We start from the raw sequence: 14,555 nt of genomic DNA, 5'->3' as shown, positions 1-14,555 counted from the left end.
CTGGAAAACAACAAGCGTCTTCCCCCGCGAATGGAAGAAGACGTCCAGACTACACCCGGTAATACCTGTTGGCGCGCTTTTCGGCCTCTTCCATTGCCTCCTGCGGTGTCGCCCGACCAGTCACCGCCTTGGCGAACATGTCGACCAGCACATAGTCGGCCATGGTCGCGGCGGACGCGTAGCCGAGCGGCCCTGCGTAGCCGTTGTTGCGCAGCGTCGCTGACGCCTTGGCATAGGGCGCATAGTTTGGATCGGCCTTCCAGATCGGATTGTCGTCGTAGGCCTTCAAGGTCTGGCAGCAATAGCCGGAAGAGCCCTTGATCCATTCCGACATCTGCGGTTCCTCGAACATGAACTGCAGATAGGCCTTGGCCGCGTTGGGATAGGGCGTGTAGTTGAAGATCACCGCCGAAGTGACCTGGTAAAGCTCCACCGCCTTGCCGACCGGACCGATCGGCAAGCTGGCCGTGCGGATGTCCTTGGCCATTTCAGCCAGCTTGGGATCCTTGTCCTTGTTGATCCTGGCTGTTTCATAGGCCGAGATACCGTTGGCGATGACCGACAGCTCGCCGGCCAGGAAGGCACGATTGTTGTTGACGTCGAGCCAGCTTTCGGTGCCAGGGATGAAGGTCTTGTAGAGGGCCTGGGCATATTCGATCGCCTTCAGCGTCTCGGGACTGTTGATCACCACCTTGCTGTTCTCGTCGACCATCTTGCCGCCATGGCTCCATAAGAGCCAGTGGGCGTAGTTGTTGCCGTCGCCGACGCCGTGGCCGTGGGTGAAGCCGGCTGGGTGGCCCTTGGCTTGCAGAGCCTTGCACAATTCGAGGAAGCTGTCGGTGTCCTTCGGGAACTCGGAAAAGCCGGCCTCCTTGACCCAACTCTCGCGGTAGACGATCGCGTTGCCTATGGTAGCCAGCGGCAGCCCGATGAACTTGCCGTCCTTGGTGGCGTAGCTCTTTGGGCCCTCGTGCCAGCCGCCATATTTCTTGCCCAGATAATCTCCGAGATCGGTCACATCGAGGAGCTTGTCGGGATATTGGAACGGATCGTCGAACCAGACGAACATCAGGTCAGGACCCGAGCCGACATTGGCGGCGACCGCCGCTTTGGGACGAATGTCCTCCCAGCTCTCCTTGTCGACGCGCACCTCGACACCGGTGGCATCGGTGAATTTCTTCGTCTGCGCCAGCCAGGCGTTCTCATCACCCTGGACGAATGGTGACCAGCGAAGGAGCCTGAGCTTGGCGCCCTTTTCGGGCGTGTATTTCGGCCCATCCTGGGCAAAGGCTGACGTGCCAAGCAGCCGGCTACCGATTGCTCCGGCCGCCGCAGCAACGGCGCTGGTGCGGATCACGTCTCTTCTGGTGTATCTCATGGCCATTTCCTCCTGTTTGATTGGCTAACCTCGGCATATTCAAAGCCGGCGGCCCGTATCTGCGTCAAAGAGATGGACCAGGCTTGGTTCGGCGGCGAGCCTGACGGTTTGGCCCGGCTGGAACGGGTGGCGCTCCCGAAAATTCGCGACGATCTCTTCGCCGCCAGGCGCGCGGCCGATGATCTGCAACTCCGACCCGGTCGGTTCGATGACGGAGATGGTGACGGGAAAGCCCTGGTCGCAGAGGCGCAGATGCTCTGGCCGGATGCCAAGTACCACTCGACCTCCATTCAGGCCTTTCGGCGTCTGCGGCAAGTGTACGGCGACGCCGGAGCTGCCTTCAAAGCCGCTGGCGCCAATGCGTCCTGTCAGCATGTTCATGGCTGGAGAGCCGATGAACATCGCGACGAAAAGATTGTCGGGGCGGTCATAAAGATCGAGCGGGCGCCCGATCTGCTCCACATTGCCGTCATGCATGACGACGATCTTGTCGGCCATCGTCATCGCCTCGATCTGGTCGTGAGTGACATAGACGGTCGTGGTCTTCAGGCGCTGGTGCAGTTCCTTGATCTCTGCGCGCATCTGCACGCGCAGCTTGGCATCCAGATTGGAGAGGGGCTCGTCGAACAAGAACACCTGCGGGTCGCGAACGATCGCCCGGCCCATCGCCACGCGCTGCCGCTGCCCGCCGGAAAGCTGCCGGGGATAGCGCGACAGAAGCGGCGTGAGGTTGAGAATTTCCGCGGCACGCGCAACCTTGGCATCGCTCTCCTGCTTCGAGACACGCTTCAACATCAGGGAGAACGCCATATTCTCTCGCACCGTCATATGTGGATAGAGCGCGTAGTTCTGGAACACCATGGCAATGTCGCGCTCCTTGGGGGCGACCGCGTTGACAACGCGCCCACCAATGGCGATCTCGCCGCGCGTGATGCCCTCCAGGCCCGCGATCATGCGCAACAGCGTCGACTTCCCACAGCCCGAGGGGCCGACGAGCGTGACGAACTCGCCGTCTTCTATGTCGATGCCGACGCCATGGAGAATCTCGGCGACGCCGAAGGACTTATAGACATCGCGGATCGCAACGGACGCCATCGATTTCCTCCCGAGCGATTAGACGCCTGCAAGAAGACGTCCACTTCACATACGCAGCTTCCGGTCTTGCCGCGTCCTCCATCTGAAGTGGTAGCGCTACCAGCAGTGCGTGTAAAGCACGGCCTGATCTCCCTGGGCCACAGTGATCTAGATCGAATTTTCAATGTTTCGAGAGGCGCTCGGCCGCTCGGGACAAACGCAGCATTCCTCGGCCATCGCCGTCCCATCCTTGTGCACCTCCGATTCTCCAAATATTGCGGAACAAGGCGGCGGCCAGTGGCGGCGACCTCAACGGCAATCGAATGGACTGACGGCCGGCGAGCTGGTTGGCCGACGAGGCTCGGCTCCTGGTAGGCCGACCGCTGGAGACCGCTCGTCCGCATTCATGCCGCCCATCGCGCCTCTCGTGATCTCCTTCGTGGCATTGGTCCGCATCGCTGCCGCTGTCCGGAGATGCTCCTGCCGGAGCGCTGAGGGATGCAATCTGGGCTGCCCAGCTTGATGCGAGCCTTTCTCCAGCCGTGACAATGTGATTGTCTTCGAGCCCGGGCCCAGGATTGTTCCCTGCCCACGCGCGCGCCGTCCACGCCGGTGCGGGTGATCCATGCGAGACCTGGCTTCGCAGTGCCGCAGCAATACCGCGTGCACGTCTAGAGCCGCGCCAACCGGCCGCCATCCACGTTGAGCGCCGCGCCGTTCACAAAGGCGGCGTCGTCTGAAGCCAGGAAAGCGGCGGCCGCGGCAATCTGCTCGGGCTTGCCGACATCTTCCGGGCTAATGGTTTCGACGCCGGACTTGATGTTCGGATTTTCCCAAAGCATCGGTGTGTCGATGGCCCCTGGCAGGATAGCATTGGCGCGTATGCCACGCGCCCGGCCTTCGATCGCGGTCGACCGGGTGAGCGACAGCAGCGCGGCTTTCGCCGCTGCGTAAGGGGCAACATGCGGCGTCGTTTCAAGCGCGTGCACGCTTGAGATGTTCACGATCGACCCGCCATTGGTCATGTGCGCGAATGCCTCACGCGTGAAATGGACTGCCCCCAGCAGGTCCACACTCAGCACCTTCAGCCAGTCCGCGCTGGTGAACGCCTCGAGAGGCTTGAACATTATCAGGCCGGCGTTGTTGACGATAATGTCCAACCTGCCGAATCGCGCCAGCGCCAGTCGACAGCACTGTGCGACTGCAACCTCGTCTGAAACGTCGCCAGCCGACACGGCGGTGTCCGGTGCGCCGGCTTTTCGGACTGCCTGTGCGGCCGCCTGCGCATTGGCTCCAACTAGGTCGGCTATGACAACGCGGGCGCCTTCGGTGCCCAAGCGGGTCGCGATGGCCAGCCCGATGCCGCTTGCAGCGCCGGTCACAATTGCACTCTTGTCAGCCAGGCGCATCGGGTTTCACCTTGTCCTTGGAGGGTTCGAGCGGTTCGGCCCCAGCTTCAGCGATCCGGTCCACATGCAAAAGGCCCCGCGCATAGTCCTGCTGTGCGCGAACACTTGGGTCGTCCTGCTCGGACGGCAAAAAGACGGGCAAAGCCAGGCACACACTTTGGGTGGCGAGCAGCTTGTTCCAGTTAGCGATGAGCGCTTTATATGCGGTTCCCACCGCCCTGGGATTACGGTCCAAGTCATAGAGGCCGACCGCATTGACCGTTCCGTTGTTCTCGCGCAGGGCGCTGTCCCAGTCCACCTGATCCGTCAGCGAGTACCAGGTGAATCCGACGATCGGTATGCCGTCGTTGCGGATCCTAAGCACGTTGGCCCACTCCTTCCACAACCAGTAAACGGCTTCGTCCCCGTTCGGGCCTTCGCGAATGTTTGTCTCTGTATGCATGACAGGCAGGCGGTAACGGTTGAAATACTGGCGCGTAATTTCGTCATAGCCAAACACCTCGCCGGAAGCCGACGTGGTTCCGTCCGCCCAAACCCGGTGCTCGTTGGTCTGGTAATAGTCAGTGCCCATCACGCAATGCCTGCGCAAATGGTTTTCCAGAAAGAAGCTGTACTCCTGCGCGGTCATCCCGTTTTCGAGCAGGTAGCGATACGTACGGGCGTCGACGTCATGCCCGTAATTGAGGTCGAGCGATAGGAAACGCTGGCTATTGAAGCGCTCCGCCTTGCCGATGGCCTCGGGGGAGTCAGCGTGGAAGTATTCCGAGGATTCACTTTGAATGAAAATAGCGTCGGGCCTCACTTGCAGGATCGCCCGCATCGCCACCACGTTGCCCTTCACGATATGCTTGAGAGCGGTGACGAACGCGGCATCGGTGCTCAGTTGCTCGTTCCACCAACCCCAGCGCGCTGAAAAGGTGGCGCAGATGAACATCTCATTGACGGGTGTGTAGAGCTGGATCCAAGGAAAGCGGGTTGCGAAGTCGCGCGCGTAACATTCAAATAGCCGCGGAAAATCCGGATTCTGGAAATTGCCCACCCAGTCCGGAACGCCGAAATGGCAGAGGTCGACGATCGGAAGAATATCCTTAGCCTTCAGGTCAGAGAAGGTCTCATCGGCGAAGGTCCAGTCGTAGTGTCCGTCGCCCAGCCAAGTCTTGTGAATTGGAGGCCCGTAGCGGAGGAAGCGAAGACCCAGATCCTGGAGCAGTTCGAAGTCGGTGCGCCATTGCTGGTAGAAGCGACATTTCTCCATTTCGTCGACACGCTCCCGACCTCCACTAATCGTGGGAGCGCTGTTTTCAATGCCGGTGGCAAAGACGAAATTGAACATGAAAGGGTCCTGAGCCAGCCAAGCTGCAGCCATTTCCCAACGTCCAGGTTGCAGCGCAGTTCCGGTCAGGCGGCAGGTCATCGCGCTTCTTGGCGATACGCGACCAATACCGGGATGGCGTGGCGGGTCTCGCCGGGTATGCCGCGTTCTGCGTGTTCAGTTTCTTGACGTGGCCGAGTGAGGGGATTTTCGCCGAAGGTGATTTCGTCCTGGAACCCCCAAGCGAAGAGATGGCCACACGATGCGGATAACTGTTGCCGCCTGCGTGCTCTGATGGCCACTGGCGGAACGCGTTCGTCACGACGACGGTGTCCTGGTGGCGGCTATGGCGGCGGCGCGAAACACCCTTGCCGTAGCCCGCCGGTTCGGCACAAGGGCAGCCTCCCTCCTTTTTGCACGACAGTGGAGCAGCCAAAGGAATGGGCTGGAGCCAAGGCGGGAAGCCAAGCAAGGCACGCACTTAAAGAACGAATCTCCCGTTCGTTCGAATGATGGCAGCTAAGGAACCAGCAGTTAGGTTCGAACTGATGCTTTGGCGCGCGCTGATGTTTCGCTGGCTTCGCGCTTTTGCTCGGCTGCGCGGATGTTCAACAGGTGGAAATACAATGCGGTGAGGGCCGCGGTCTTGAGGTTCAGCGATGCGTCATGGGCAGAGCACGAGAGCGATTTCCCCCCTCGGTGCGTTCAGCTTGATTGGGCGATGGACTTCGCTTTTGCCGCACGCAACGCGCGGAAGTCCAGGCCGGGCCATTTTCACCCTCTCTGCGCTATGCCTGGTTTTGCTGTTCGCATCTGCGGCACACAGTCAGCGGGCGCCTGACGCGTCAGCGGCTCCCCCAGCCAGCGACAGCTCGTCGGAGGCATTTGCAGAACACGTTAATGTCGCCAAAGAGCCCGACGAGACACCGGCGCGAGCGTTCGGATCCCACGCACCTGGAGAGCTGGTGGCCGGCCAAGCACAGGCACCCGACACAGAGGCGCAAACGCTGCCCGGCGAAAATCAGGAGATGTTACGACGCGAATTGGATGCCGCACGAGCCGAGCTAGCCAAGCAAGCACAAGCTCTAAAAGAGCAGCAGCAAAAGGACGAAGCCCTTTCGCTCGATCTGCAGACGGCGCAGCGCGCCATCGAAAGCTTCAGGGCCGAAGCCACTCTCTGGGGCGGTGAGAAGCCCGCCGCCGCCGCTGCAACCCAACGCTCCAACCACCTCCCCGAGACTGCTGTGACGCAAGCTCTTGACGACCAACGGCACAAGGTTGAGCTCTTGGGACAAGAGCTCACAACGGCTCACCGAACCATCGAGGCCCTCAAGACAGCCGCAAATGCCGCCGCCGTCGAGCTGGCCAACGCCAATAAGAACCGTGAGGCGGCCGAAGCAGGCCTACGGCAAGCTGGAGAAGCGCTCGAACTGGAACGCAAACGAGCCGATTCAGCTGCCCGTGATCTCGACGTCGTTCGCAAGGAACGTGACGCTTCAAACCGGACCTCGGTAGGGTTAAGCGCGGCGCTGGACGAAGAACGTGAACGGGCGACCGGTCTGGCCCTGAGCCTGAGTGCCGCGCGCGAGGCAATCGACGACCTCGCAACCAGGAACCGGCCTGCGGCTGCAGCGCGCTCGCGAATGATCCATAAGCCGGCAGGTGTGGTTGCACGTGCACCACCCAGATCAGGTGTCGAATGGAGGCGCAAACCGGGCTCGCGAGAAAAACAGAAACAGGCTGCTGTCTTGGGCCCGCTCTCTCTTCCCCTCGCATTGCTGCCGACCCGACCACCGAAAGGGCTCGACCCGCGCCAGTGAACCGTGGAGCCGAATGTATGCCGAGGTCAACATAGCAATGAAACAGTACGTCGCCGCCGCCCTGATGATCGGGATTGGAATCGGACCTGCCTGCGCTCTCGACAAAGGGGTAGGCGCCAGCGTCGGCGGAATCGGAGTCGGCGCCGGAGTAAACGCCGGTTCGCAAGGCGCATCGGTCGGGGTGGGAGCGAGCGTCGGCGATGCAGGCGGATCACATGTCGGAGCTTCGGTTGGCGCGGGCAAGGGATCAGTTGGCGTTGGCGTTGGTGCCAGCGGCAATGTCGGCGACCCAGGCGCAGGCGTTTCGACCAGTATTGGTACGGGCGATGATCCGGCGGCCTACGACGGGTCGCCTACCGGCAGTGGCAGTCCAGCCACCACACCCAAAGGAACGGCTGGGCCCACCGCCGCTGCGTCCGCCGGGAGTGGTAAGCAATCGATTGCCTTGCCACCAATTCTTAAGCCTTCCGTATCTACTGACGGCGGCTTCACCGACGGCTATCCAATCAGGCCTCAGAGACCCCTCAGAGCGAAGCCCGGTATACCGGCTGCTGTTGTGCAGGCCTGCCGCTCCGCAATCACATCCGCGGCCACGCTGCTTGGCGCTGTCCGCGTGCGGGCGTTAAGCGCAGGGTTGTTGCGTCGAGGTGGAGGTGCATTCACGGCACCAATCAAGGTGCAAATAGAGTATGCAAGGCAAGGGGGCGTCGAAGTTCGGCAGGCCGAGGTCGACTGTCGACTGGACAGGGCCGGCAGGGTCACAGCGATAAAATGAGAACTCGTTTGACCCCGTTCGAACGTCGCACCGTTTGGCTGGCCGGGCAATATGCCGTCATCTCGTGATGCTTGTTGCACAGCCAGTGGACATCGTGATTTCTATGCGACGCATCGGGGGGCGGCCATGGCGCATGTCAGGTACTTCATTTCAAGGACCGGTGATCAATGGCTGGTCCGGTTTGACGGCAAGGACTATCGCTATTCAGCGCATTCGGAGGCCGTCCGTGCGGCTGTCAAGGCAGCCAGCAGTGCCTCGGCCACTGGCTACGATGCAGAGGTATTGGTTCAAGGCGTCGATGGAAAGTGGCGTACGGAATGGCCCATTGATTAAAGTCGGGACGCCCTGAGCGTCCTGCGCTGACGGCTGTAATGCGCTTTGGCGCTCATCTGTTCGCAGTTTGCGGCTCCGCCTTTGTGGCGACCTTTTCATCGGTTCGCCATCGATCGAGGCTATCGGTCAAGCTGTCGAACAACATAGGTATCCTCCTGATACACGCCGGCGATGTTTGGTCTGCCCGGTAGGTTGCACATTTCAGCTGCGGCACCCCGGTTGCTCGCCTCAAGTAATTCGAAGAACGGATTACGCGGCTTTACTCCTTCTACCAGTCCGGTTCGAAACATCACATTGGAAACCTTGTAGGAAGTCGGACGTTATCGCTGACCTCTATCGAGTGAGCAAAGAGTGCCTGACAACGCTAAATCACCGTCAGCCCTCCATGGCGACGCGCCGGCCGCAGCAGCCACCACTGCATGGGCGGATCGCAAGGAGTTGGCGTCGGCGGCGTTCGAACGCACGCGCATGCCCATAGTCATCACCGATGCTCGGCAGCCTGACAATCCTATCGTGCTCGCCAACAGAGCTTTCCTGGATCTGACCGGTTATACATCCGATGAAGTCTTGGGTCGAAATTGCCGCTTCCTGCAAGGGGAGGGAACATCACCCGCGGCCGTTGCTGAAATTCGAGCGGCGATAGAGCGTGAACGCGAGACCAATGTAGAGATACTGAACTTCCGCAAGGACGGATCGCCGTTCTGGAACCAGCTCCATCTGAGCCCTATCAAGGACGATGAAGGCGCGCTCCTTTACTACTTCGCGTCGCAGATCGACGTTACGAAACATCGCATGATCCAGAGCCTGGAAGCGGCGGAGCACCGCCTCCTTATGGAGGTCGACCATCGCGCAAAGAACGTTCTAGCGGTTGTCGATGGTATCGTTCGGCTGAGCAAGGCGGACAATGCATCGCTCTATGCCGCGGCCGTTCAACGACGGATCCAGGCTCTGGCAGTCGCACACGCTTTATTGGCCGAGCGCGGCTGGCGCGATGTGCCGCTGGACGAAATCGTCTCCAGGCAGGTCGCCCAGTTTGCGTCTGGCAGGACGGCAATGAGCGGTCCTGAAGTACTGATCCCGGCGGTGGTCGTTCAACCACTGGCTCTCGTCGCCCATGAATTGATCGTCAACGCCGCCACCCATGGGACCCTCGCCCAGGGTACGGGGCGGTTGCAGGTCAGCTGGCATGGGACGGGCCATCATGGCGGCTTTAACCTGCGGTGGGAAGAAAGCGGGAGACGTAAAGCTGAATCTCGGCCAGGGGCGCCCGGCTTCGGAACGACCATGGTCAATGCAATTGTCCAGAAGCAGCTTCAGGGTGAGATCCTACGGGAGTGGGCAGCGGACGGTTTGAAAATCAGCATAAGCATCCCGGGAGCAGCTGCCGTTTCGACAGCCAAGGGTATCTGAGACGCTCGTTCATCTGGCACTCCCATTTTTCCACAGCGGCGTCGCAGGCCGACCCCCGCTAGACGAAGGTTCATCAAAAAGTCTAGCCATGAACTATTTCATCAAGCCGGCAGCGCGAAGGGCGCTTTCGATAAGCGGACCGGGCCCAGCCGTCAGACCGCTGCGCGGTTCGAAGGGTGGGTGTGCGACCACCAAAGGGGAGTGCCCAACAGATTTTGCCGGTAAACGCACATCTGGCGATGGGACCTGAGAGCCCGCTTCTTCAAATCCCCAGAACCGGGAGATAAGCGAAGTGGACGATATGCCGGTATCGATCATAAAGGATCCGCCGTGACTCAATCCGTCCGCGGAGTCCACGGGGGTCCCGTGCGCCATGCCTGCGATCAGGTACGATTCGATGACTTCCTCATTGGCAGCGTTCTTCCAGACCTCGCGGCGATAGCCCTGATGCACCTGCGTCTCGGGTTGCACTCTACTTTGGCCGCGCAATGCAAGCCACTGCCCGACGAGCTGCTCGGAGTTGACCGGACTGACTGTTGTGTCGGCGCTTCCGTGCCAGACGGAGAGTTTCGGCCATGGTCCGTCATGACCGGAATCTTGCTGGACGGTCGTCGCCAACTGCTTCGCAGTGGGGCCGCCGTGCCCTCGCATGCGGTCGAAAGCCTGCGGCAGGCTAGTGGCGCTGCCGTAGGGTAGACCGGCTATGATGGCCCCGCCGGCGAAGACTTCCGGGTAAGTCGCCAACATGGCGGCGGCCATTGCCCCGCCGGCGGAAAGTCCGGTGATAAAGATCCTGGTGCGGTCGATGTCGTGAGCGGTGACCACGGCCTCTATCATTTGGCGGATCGAAAGCGCCTCGCCGGAGCCCCGTCGGGTGTCGTCGGGGACAAACCAGTTGAAACAAAGATTGGGATTGTTGCTGCGCTGCTGTTCTGGAAAGAGGACGGCAAAACCATTGCGATCCGCCGTCCTCGACCAGCCGGCGCCGCGGTCATAGGATGCAGCGGACTGCGTACAGCCATGGAGGACAACCACCAGAGAGGCCTTCGCCGCAAGATCCTTGGGGCGGTATGTCCAGCCTCGCAGGTTTCCGGGATTTGACCCGAACGCCTGAAGTTCGGAAAACCGGTCTTTTTCGGAACCATTCAAGACGCCGTCGATCTGTTTTCGCCGAGCAGCCAAGCGTGCAACGGTATCGGCGAGACTTCTCATGTCGGTATCCTTTCATCGATCCAGAGCGGATCGAACAACGGAACGCCGCGTCTCCAGATTGGTTGCTGCAGTGCAGCATAAATTGCCTGCAAGCAATCGATTCCGCATGGGATTGGCTTTGCATCGCCGGTGCAGAGAGCCCTCCGATCGAGCAGCATGGGTGGAAAACGGACTGGCCGCTCTCGACTTTCACACACTGACATCCTCTTTGTGTGGCTGACAGAGCACAAGCCCGCCAAGTGGCGGCTTGCTGCTCATCAGGTGCACAACTGGTCCATGGCCTGCGTCCTCAAGAAATCCCCACGACGCTTCGCCACGATAGAGTTCCGCGTCGTCAATATCGTCCTGCCTCAGCACGTGAGAAGCTGCCTGTGGAGGGCTTCTGCCTTGGCGAGATAAACGCCTAGGGCCTTTCGCAAGCCGTGCAGCGTCATCCCCTTTCCACAAGTCCGGCGAACTTGCCTTAACGGGACCATCATCGCGCCTGGACACTGCGCCGAGAAAGGCTCGCCGTCCGACGGTGACCAACACGATTTCGCCGCGCCGGCGATGGTTCCGGCTTCGGTCGGAGCAAGGCCAAAACGGTTGACACGGGGCATGCCGTCCCGGCGTCAAGGACGTCCAGAAGTGCCACACGGGAGCGGAACATCAGAGCTTGCTGACGGTTCTACCTCGGTGGAGTTTTCCAATTGAGAGGACGCCGTGTCAGCGTTTGAATTCGTCTTTTTTTCTGGTCTGACGGGGAATGATCTCCTCGGCGGTGTCGTCTCCTTGTTGGCGTGCTGTGTTCTCTACAACGTTATCGCGGAGGATCGCCCGCACCGGTGAGAGCGGGACCGCAACAGGTGGGCCCTTGACCGGCCGCTCTCCACTTCGGACGCGTGTGGCCGGTATCAGGTTGGTATCTCTCACTATTACTCGCCGCGGTCCTCCATGTGACCTGCCGTTGGCTCGGGCGGGCTTTCCCGACGACGTCGCATGCGGATCATTTCTGTTTCTACGGTGGACCTGCTCCGCCAGTCATCGTTGGCCCCGTCGGCCGACTGCAGAGTTGCCTGGCGGGTCCCGCCCGACCTGGCGGGCTGGAACATTGCTTGAGACCAAGGTTCGGGTGCCGGCCTGCCTGCTCCCGGGCAGTCCTTCCCATGTGAACTGCCCGTCTGGCTTACAGCCAGCGGGCTTTTTTGCGGCTCTGGCTAACCCGCCCATCCGCCGCAGTTCTCTCCGCGTTGAGGACACCCCCGCGGGAGCCCGTGGAGGCGCGTTCTGAGCAAATCTGCACGCCTGTCAGTCGTGTGGGCACGACCTCTCGGGCCATGATCGTGACAGGCCAGCTGGGGAACTTTCCGGCGCAGGGCGAATTGAGCCACGGCGGCCGATTCCCACTCCGAATCCGCCGCTGACCAAAGACCCAATCTTGGTCGGCCCGCGACTCCTCAGGAAGGCGCGGGCCAATATTGTGGCAGGATTCGGGTGCGCGCCTGGGGCTGATTTGAGTACCCATGTGAGATAGCGGCCCCCTGAACCAAAGCTGATCTTGCCGTCCGAAGAGCCCCGCGCGCGAAGGGTAGGACGTCACCACGGCAAGACAGTTGCGCGTTGCGTTAGAGATACCGAGCTTGCGACGAGGCCGGAGATCAGCCGCGCTCTCGGGGAAAACAGAACCGTGATGACCCCAAGATTCCGTACGACGAGGTGGTGCATGCACGCGGAACTTTTCGCGTCCATTCGGCACAATGGGCATCTCGCACGGTGACTAAATAGCCGGCTGCCGCCGCAGCAGGGGGCGTCGGGGCCACAAGACAGGATGACGGTCGAACGATCAAATGCAGGTTCATGGATTAGGCGTGGGGGAGGATCGCGACGAAAACGAGTCCCGCTCCTCCTCAACCTTGAAAACGATGCTTGCTCGAAGGGCCAGATCGCCGCCCTCATCTCTTACGAGAATTTGTGGTGATCACCGTCTGGAAGCGCGTCTTTGGTCATCTCCGCCAAAGCTTTGATCGCTTCATATTTGACTGCGGCAAGGTCTTGGCCTTCTGTTCCCTCATCGTCAGGGAATATCGTTCCGTTGTCGTCGAAGTCGAAATAATAGAGCGCCATCGCCGAAAGGCTCGCCGTTTGTTCCTCGCTTTCCCTGATGACCCATTACAGGGGGCAGCGTCAAATGCGCAAAGTCACGCCATGAGCGAGGCGCGCGCCAATTCACCCTCCCCAGCCTTCATCTGTTCGACCTACTTGAAAGCGGGTGCGCGGCCAAGTCAGCCCAGTCGATGCCTGTGCGTACAATCCGAGCTTCCGTGTCGCGAAAGATGGTGTCGTGCAAAATTGCCTGCAGGCGTCTCGTCTGTCTGCGGGCTTGCGACGCTGTGCGTCGGTAGAACTTCTCCGGCCAATCAGCTGGACCCGTGTTTGGTTCGGTGGTGGCCGACCTTGCGGATGCTTCGACTGCCGATCGAACATTCAAGCTAAAATGTCCCGAGGGCGATCGATCCCAATTGGCTGCGGCCTTGGCAAGCAGAGTTTTGTCGGCTCGGCGCCCTGAAGGAGAGTTGCCTGAAAGACGCCGAGCCCAGCCAGAGAGATTAGCGGGGGGCCGCGTCCTCTCGCCGGCCAAGAGGTTATGCGCTCCCTTAGGCACTCGTGAAGCATTCGAACGCACTAGGAGGCCGGAACATTTTCCCTGAAATCCGACTTGCTGGACCAATTCATCCCGCGAGCAACGTATTGTTTCGTCCAATCGTCTGGTCGCTAAGGACCTGACTTTCCTGTCCGCACTGCAACGCTAACCCGGCTCGGAAGGGGCTTCTGGGTGGAGGCCGTCACGAGGTTCACCTGAATTCGCTGTGCAGGCCAAGATCGTTCACGGGACGCGGCAGATCACCTTCATCGGCCGCGAGTGCCTGACCTCTTGAAGCGGGCCTGTTCGTTAACCTGCTCGGCCACAAACGCCGCAAACGGCTTCACATTCATGCTGCCGCTTATTCATGAGGAACCGCGCCATACGGCCGTTGCCGTCCAGGTAAGGGTGCACATAACCTACATGCCAGTGCCGTAGTACGGCAAAGTTCCGGAACTATTTTAGCTCAAACTAATTTAATGGCGGTTGTGTAACAGTCGCGAGGGCGCGAAGTGGCGGAGTATCGAGTTGAGATAATGGCCGGCGAGTCGGTTGTGTCTTCGCAGGTGCTCATGGCCCAGGCGCCGTTCAAAGCGGCAGAAGCACACGTCGGCCAGCCGGTCACATTGAGACACCAAGAAGAAAACTGGGTGCGTGTCTGCGAAACAAGGGGCGGGAGGCGAACCTTCGCTTACGTTCGTCGCATGAGGGCGGCGGAGACCACTCGCGGCCGTAAACTTTTTGGACAAGCGGCTGAGCAGGTCTGTCAGGTCTGGCCAGGTTCGACGGGATCTCGGTGGCAGAGGCTATTCAGAAGCTTTTCCCGATGCGAAGGCGATCGGGATCGGTAGCACCGACATCGAGCAAGAGACCGGCAGCATTTTATGAAACCGTGCTCGATGCCATCGTGCATAATGCATCTGGTCTTGCAGAGTAAAGCTCAATGGCGGGTAGGCGGAATTGCGGCGTGTTCGTCGTCTGCTGAACTGCCCATCCGTTTGTCGCCGGCCATGCGCTCGCTGGGATTTCTTATTTCCGCTTTGGAAATTCGATCACCTTCGCCTCAGGCTCGGGCTCCAGCGGCTCATGACCAGGCCGCTCGTGCCAGTAGATTTGGCGCAAATCGCGTTGGTCGACCCGCTGACCGCAGTACGGGCAGTTGTAGAAGTGAAGATGCTCTTCAATATGCTGCCCTCCACGCAGTTTGCGGGG

The 14,555-nt window shown here is 60.4% G+C and carries 10 protein-coding genes; 3 read left to right on the top strand and 7 right to left on the bottom strand.

Annotated features, from left to right (window positions below):
• Positions 1 to 49: 49 nt before the first annotated feature.
• The 4 genes from FJ954_RS11290 to FJ954_RS11275 form a co-directional block, all read right to left on the bottom strand.
• Positions 50 to 1,378, bottom strand: coding sequence for an ABC transporter substrate-binding protein (locus FJ954_RS11290; protein WP_140619094.1), 1,329 nt, complete (start codon positions 1,376 to 1,378; stop codon positions 50 to 52).
• Between the two features lie 39 nt (positions 1,379 to 1,417).
• Positions 1,418 to 2,473 carry a sn-glycerol-3-phosphate ABC transporter ATP-binding protein UgpC gene (gene ugpC / locus FJ954_RS11285; RefSeq protein WP_140619096.1) on the bottom strand — a complete coding sequence of 352 codons (1,056 nt, stop codon included), beginning with the start codon at positions 2,471 to 2,473 and terminating at the stop codon, positions 1,418 to 1,420.
• Positions 2,474 to 3,123: 650 nt separating this feature from the next.
• Positions 3,124 to 3,861, bottom strand: coding sequence for an SDR family oxidoreductase (locus FJ954_RS11280; RefSeq protein ID WP_140661336.1), 738 nt, complete (start codon positions 3,859 to 3,861; stop codon positions 3,124 to 3,126).
• Positions 3,848 to 5,194 carry a family 1 glycosylhydrolase gene (locus FJ954_RS11275; RefSeq protein WP_140661335.1) on the bottom strand — a complete coding sequence of 449 codons (1,347 nt, stop codon included), beginning with the start codon at positions 5,192 to 5,194 and terminating at the stop codon, positions 3,848 to 3,850. Before FJ954_RS11275 ends, FJ954_RS11280 begins: the two co-directional genes overlap by 14 nt.
• 944 nt (positions 5,195 to 6,138) lie before the next feature.
• On the opposite strand from FJ954_RS11275, the gene FJ954_RS11270 reads away from it, so the two are divergent.
• The 3 genes from FJ954_RS11270 to FJ954_RS11255 all read left to right on the top strand — a co-directional run bounded on the left by FJ954_RS11270 (position 6,139) and on the right by FJ954_RS11255 (position 9,511).
• A complete protein-coding gene (locus FJ954_RS11270; RefSeq protein ID WP_140619102.1) occupies positions 6,139 to 6,993 on the top strand; it encodes a hypothetical protein in 855 nt (284 codons plus the stop codon).
• Positions 6,994 to 7,030: 37 nt separating this feature from the next.
• Positions 7,031 to 7,768 (top strand): hypothetical protein, encoded by a 738-nt coding sequence (locus FJ954_RS31985; RefSeq protein WP_140619288.1) that lies wholly within the window; start codon positions 7,031 to 7,033, stop codon positions 7,766 to 7,768.
• A 684-nt stretch (positions 7,769 to 8,452) separates the two neighbouring features.
• A complete protein-coding gene (locus FJ954_RS11255; RefSeq protein ID WP_140661333.1) occupies positions 8,453 to 9,511 on the top strand; it encodes a PAS domain-containing protein in 1,059 nt (352 codons plus the stop codon).
• A 93-nt stretch (positions 9,512 to 9,604) separates the two neighbouring features.
• On the opposite strand, the gene FJ954_RS11250 is transcribed toward FJ954_RS11255, so the two are convergent.
• The 3 genes from FJ954_RS11250 to FJ954_RS11245 all read right to left on the bottom strand — a co-directional run bounded on the left by FJ954_RS11250 (position 9,605) and on the right by FJ954_RS11245 (position 13,757).
• Positions 9,605 to 10,723, bottom strand: a complete 1,119-nt coding sequence (locus FJ954_RS11250) for a PHB depolymerase family esterase (RefSeq protein WP_140619108.1) — start codon at positions 10,721 to 10,723, stop codon at positions 9,605 to 9,607.
• A 1,938-nt stretch (positions 10,724 to 12,661) separates the two neighbouring features.
• Positions 12,662 to 12,826 (bottom strand): hypothetical protein, encoded by a 165-nt coding sequence (locus FJ954_RS31545; protein WP_181172997.1) that lies wholly within the window; start codon positions 12,824 to 12,826, stop codon positions 12,662 to 12,664.
• Positions 12,827 to 13,652: 826 nt separating this feature from the next.
• Positions 13,653 to 13,757 carry a Fic family protein gene (locus tag FJ954_RS11245; protein ID WP_246673917.1) on the bottom strand — a complete coding sequence of 35 codons (105 nt, stop codon included), beginning with the start codon at positions 13,755 to 13,757 and terminating at the stop codon, positions 13,653 to 13,655.
• Positions 13,758 to 14,555 lie beyond the last annotated feature (798 nt).

Source organism: Mesorhizobium sp. B2-3-15, from assembly GCF_006442875.1.
GTDB lineage: Bacteria > Pseudomonadota > Alphaproteobacteria > Rhizobiales > Rhizobiaceae > Mesorhizobium > Mesorhizobium australicum.
This window is presented reverse-complemented; position numbering and strand designations above follow the sequence as displayed.

What these genes read in the sequence shown, in the direction of transcription:
- FJ954_RS11290 (WP_140619094.1), bottom strand. Translation starts at nt 1,378, where the DNA reads ATGAGATACACCAGAAGAGACGTGATCCGCACCAGCGCCGTTGCTGCG.
- ugpC (WP_140619096.1), bottom strand. Translation starts at nt 2,473, where the DNA reads ATGGCGTCCGTTGCGATCCGCGATGTCTATAAGTCCTTCGGCGTCGCC.
- FJ954_RS11280 (WP_140661336.1), bottom strand. Translation starts at nt 3,861, where the DNA reads ATGCGCCTGGCTGACAAGAGTGCAATTGTGACCGGCGCTGCAAGCGGC.
- FJ954_RS11275 (WP_140661335.1), bottom strand. Translation starts at nt 5,194, where the DNA reads ATGTTCAATTTCGTCTTTGCCACCGGCATTGAAAACAGCGCTCCCACG.
- FJ954_RS31985 (WP_140619288.1), top strand. Translation starts at nt 7,031, where the DNA reads ATGAAACAGTACGTCGCCGCCGCCCTGATGATCGGGATTGGAATCGGA.
- FJ954_RS11250 (WP_140619108.1), bottom strand. Translation starts at nt 10,723, where the DNA reads ATGAGAAGTCTCGCCGATACCGTTGCACGCTTGGCTGCTCGGCGAAAA.
- FJ954_RS31545 (WP_181172997.1), bottom strand. Translation starts at nt 12,826, where the DNA reads ATGGCGCTCTATTATTTCGACTTCGACGACAACGGAACGATATTCCCT.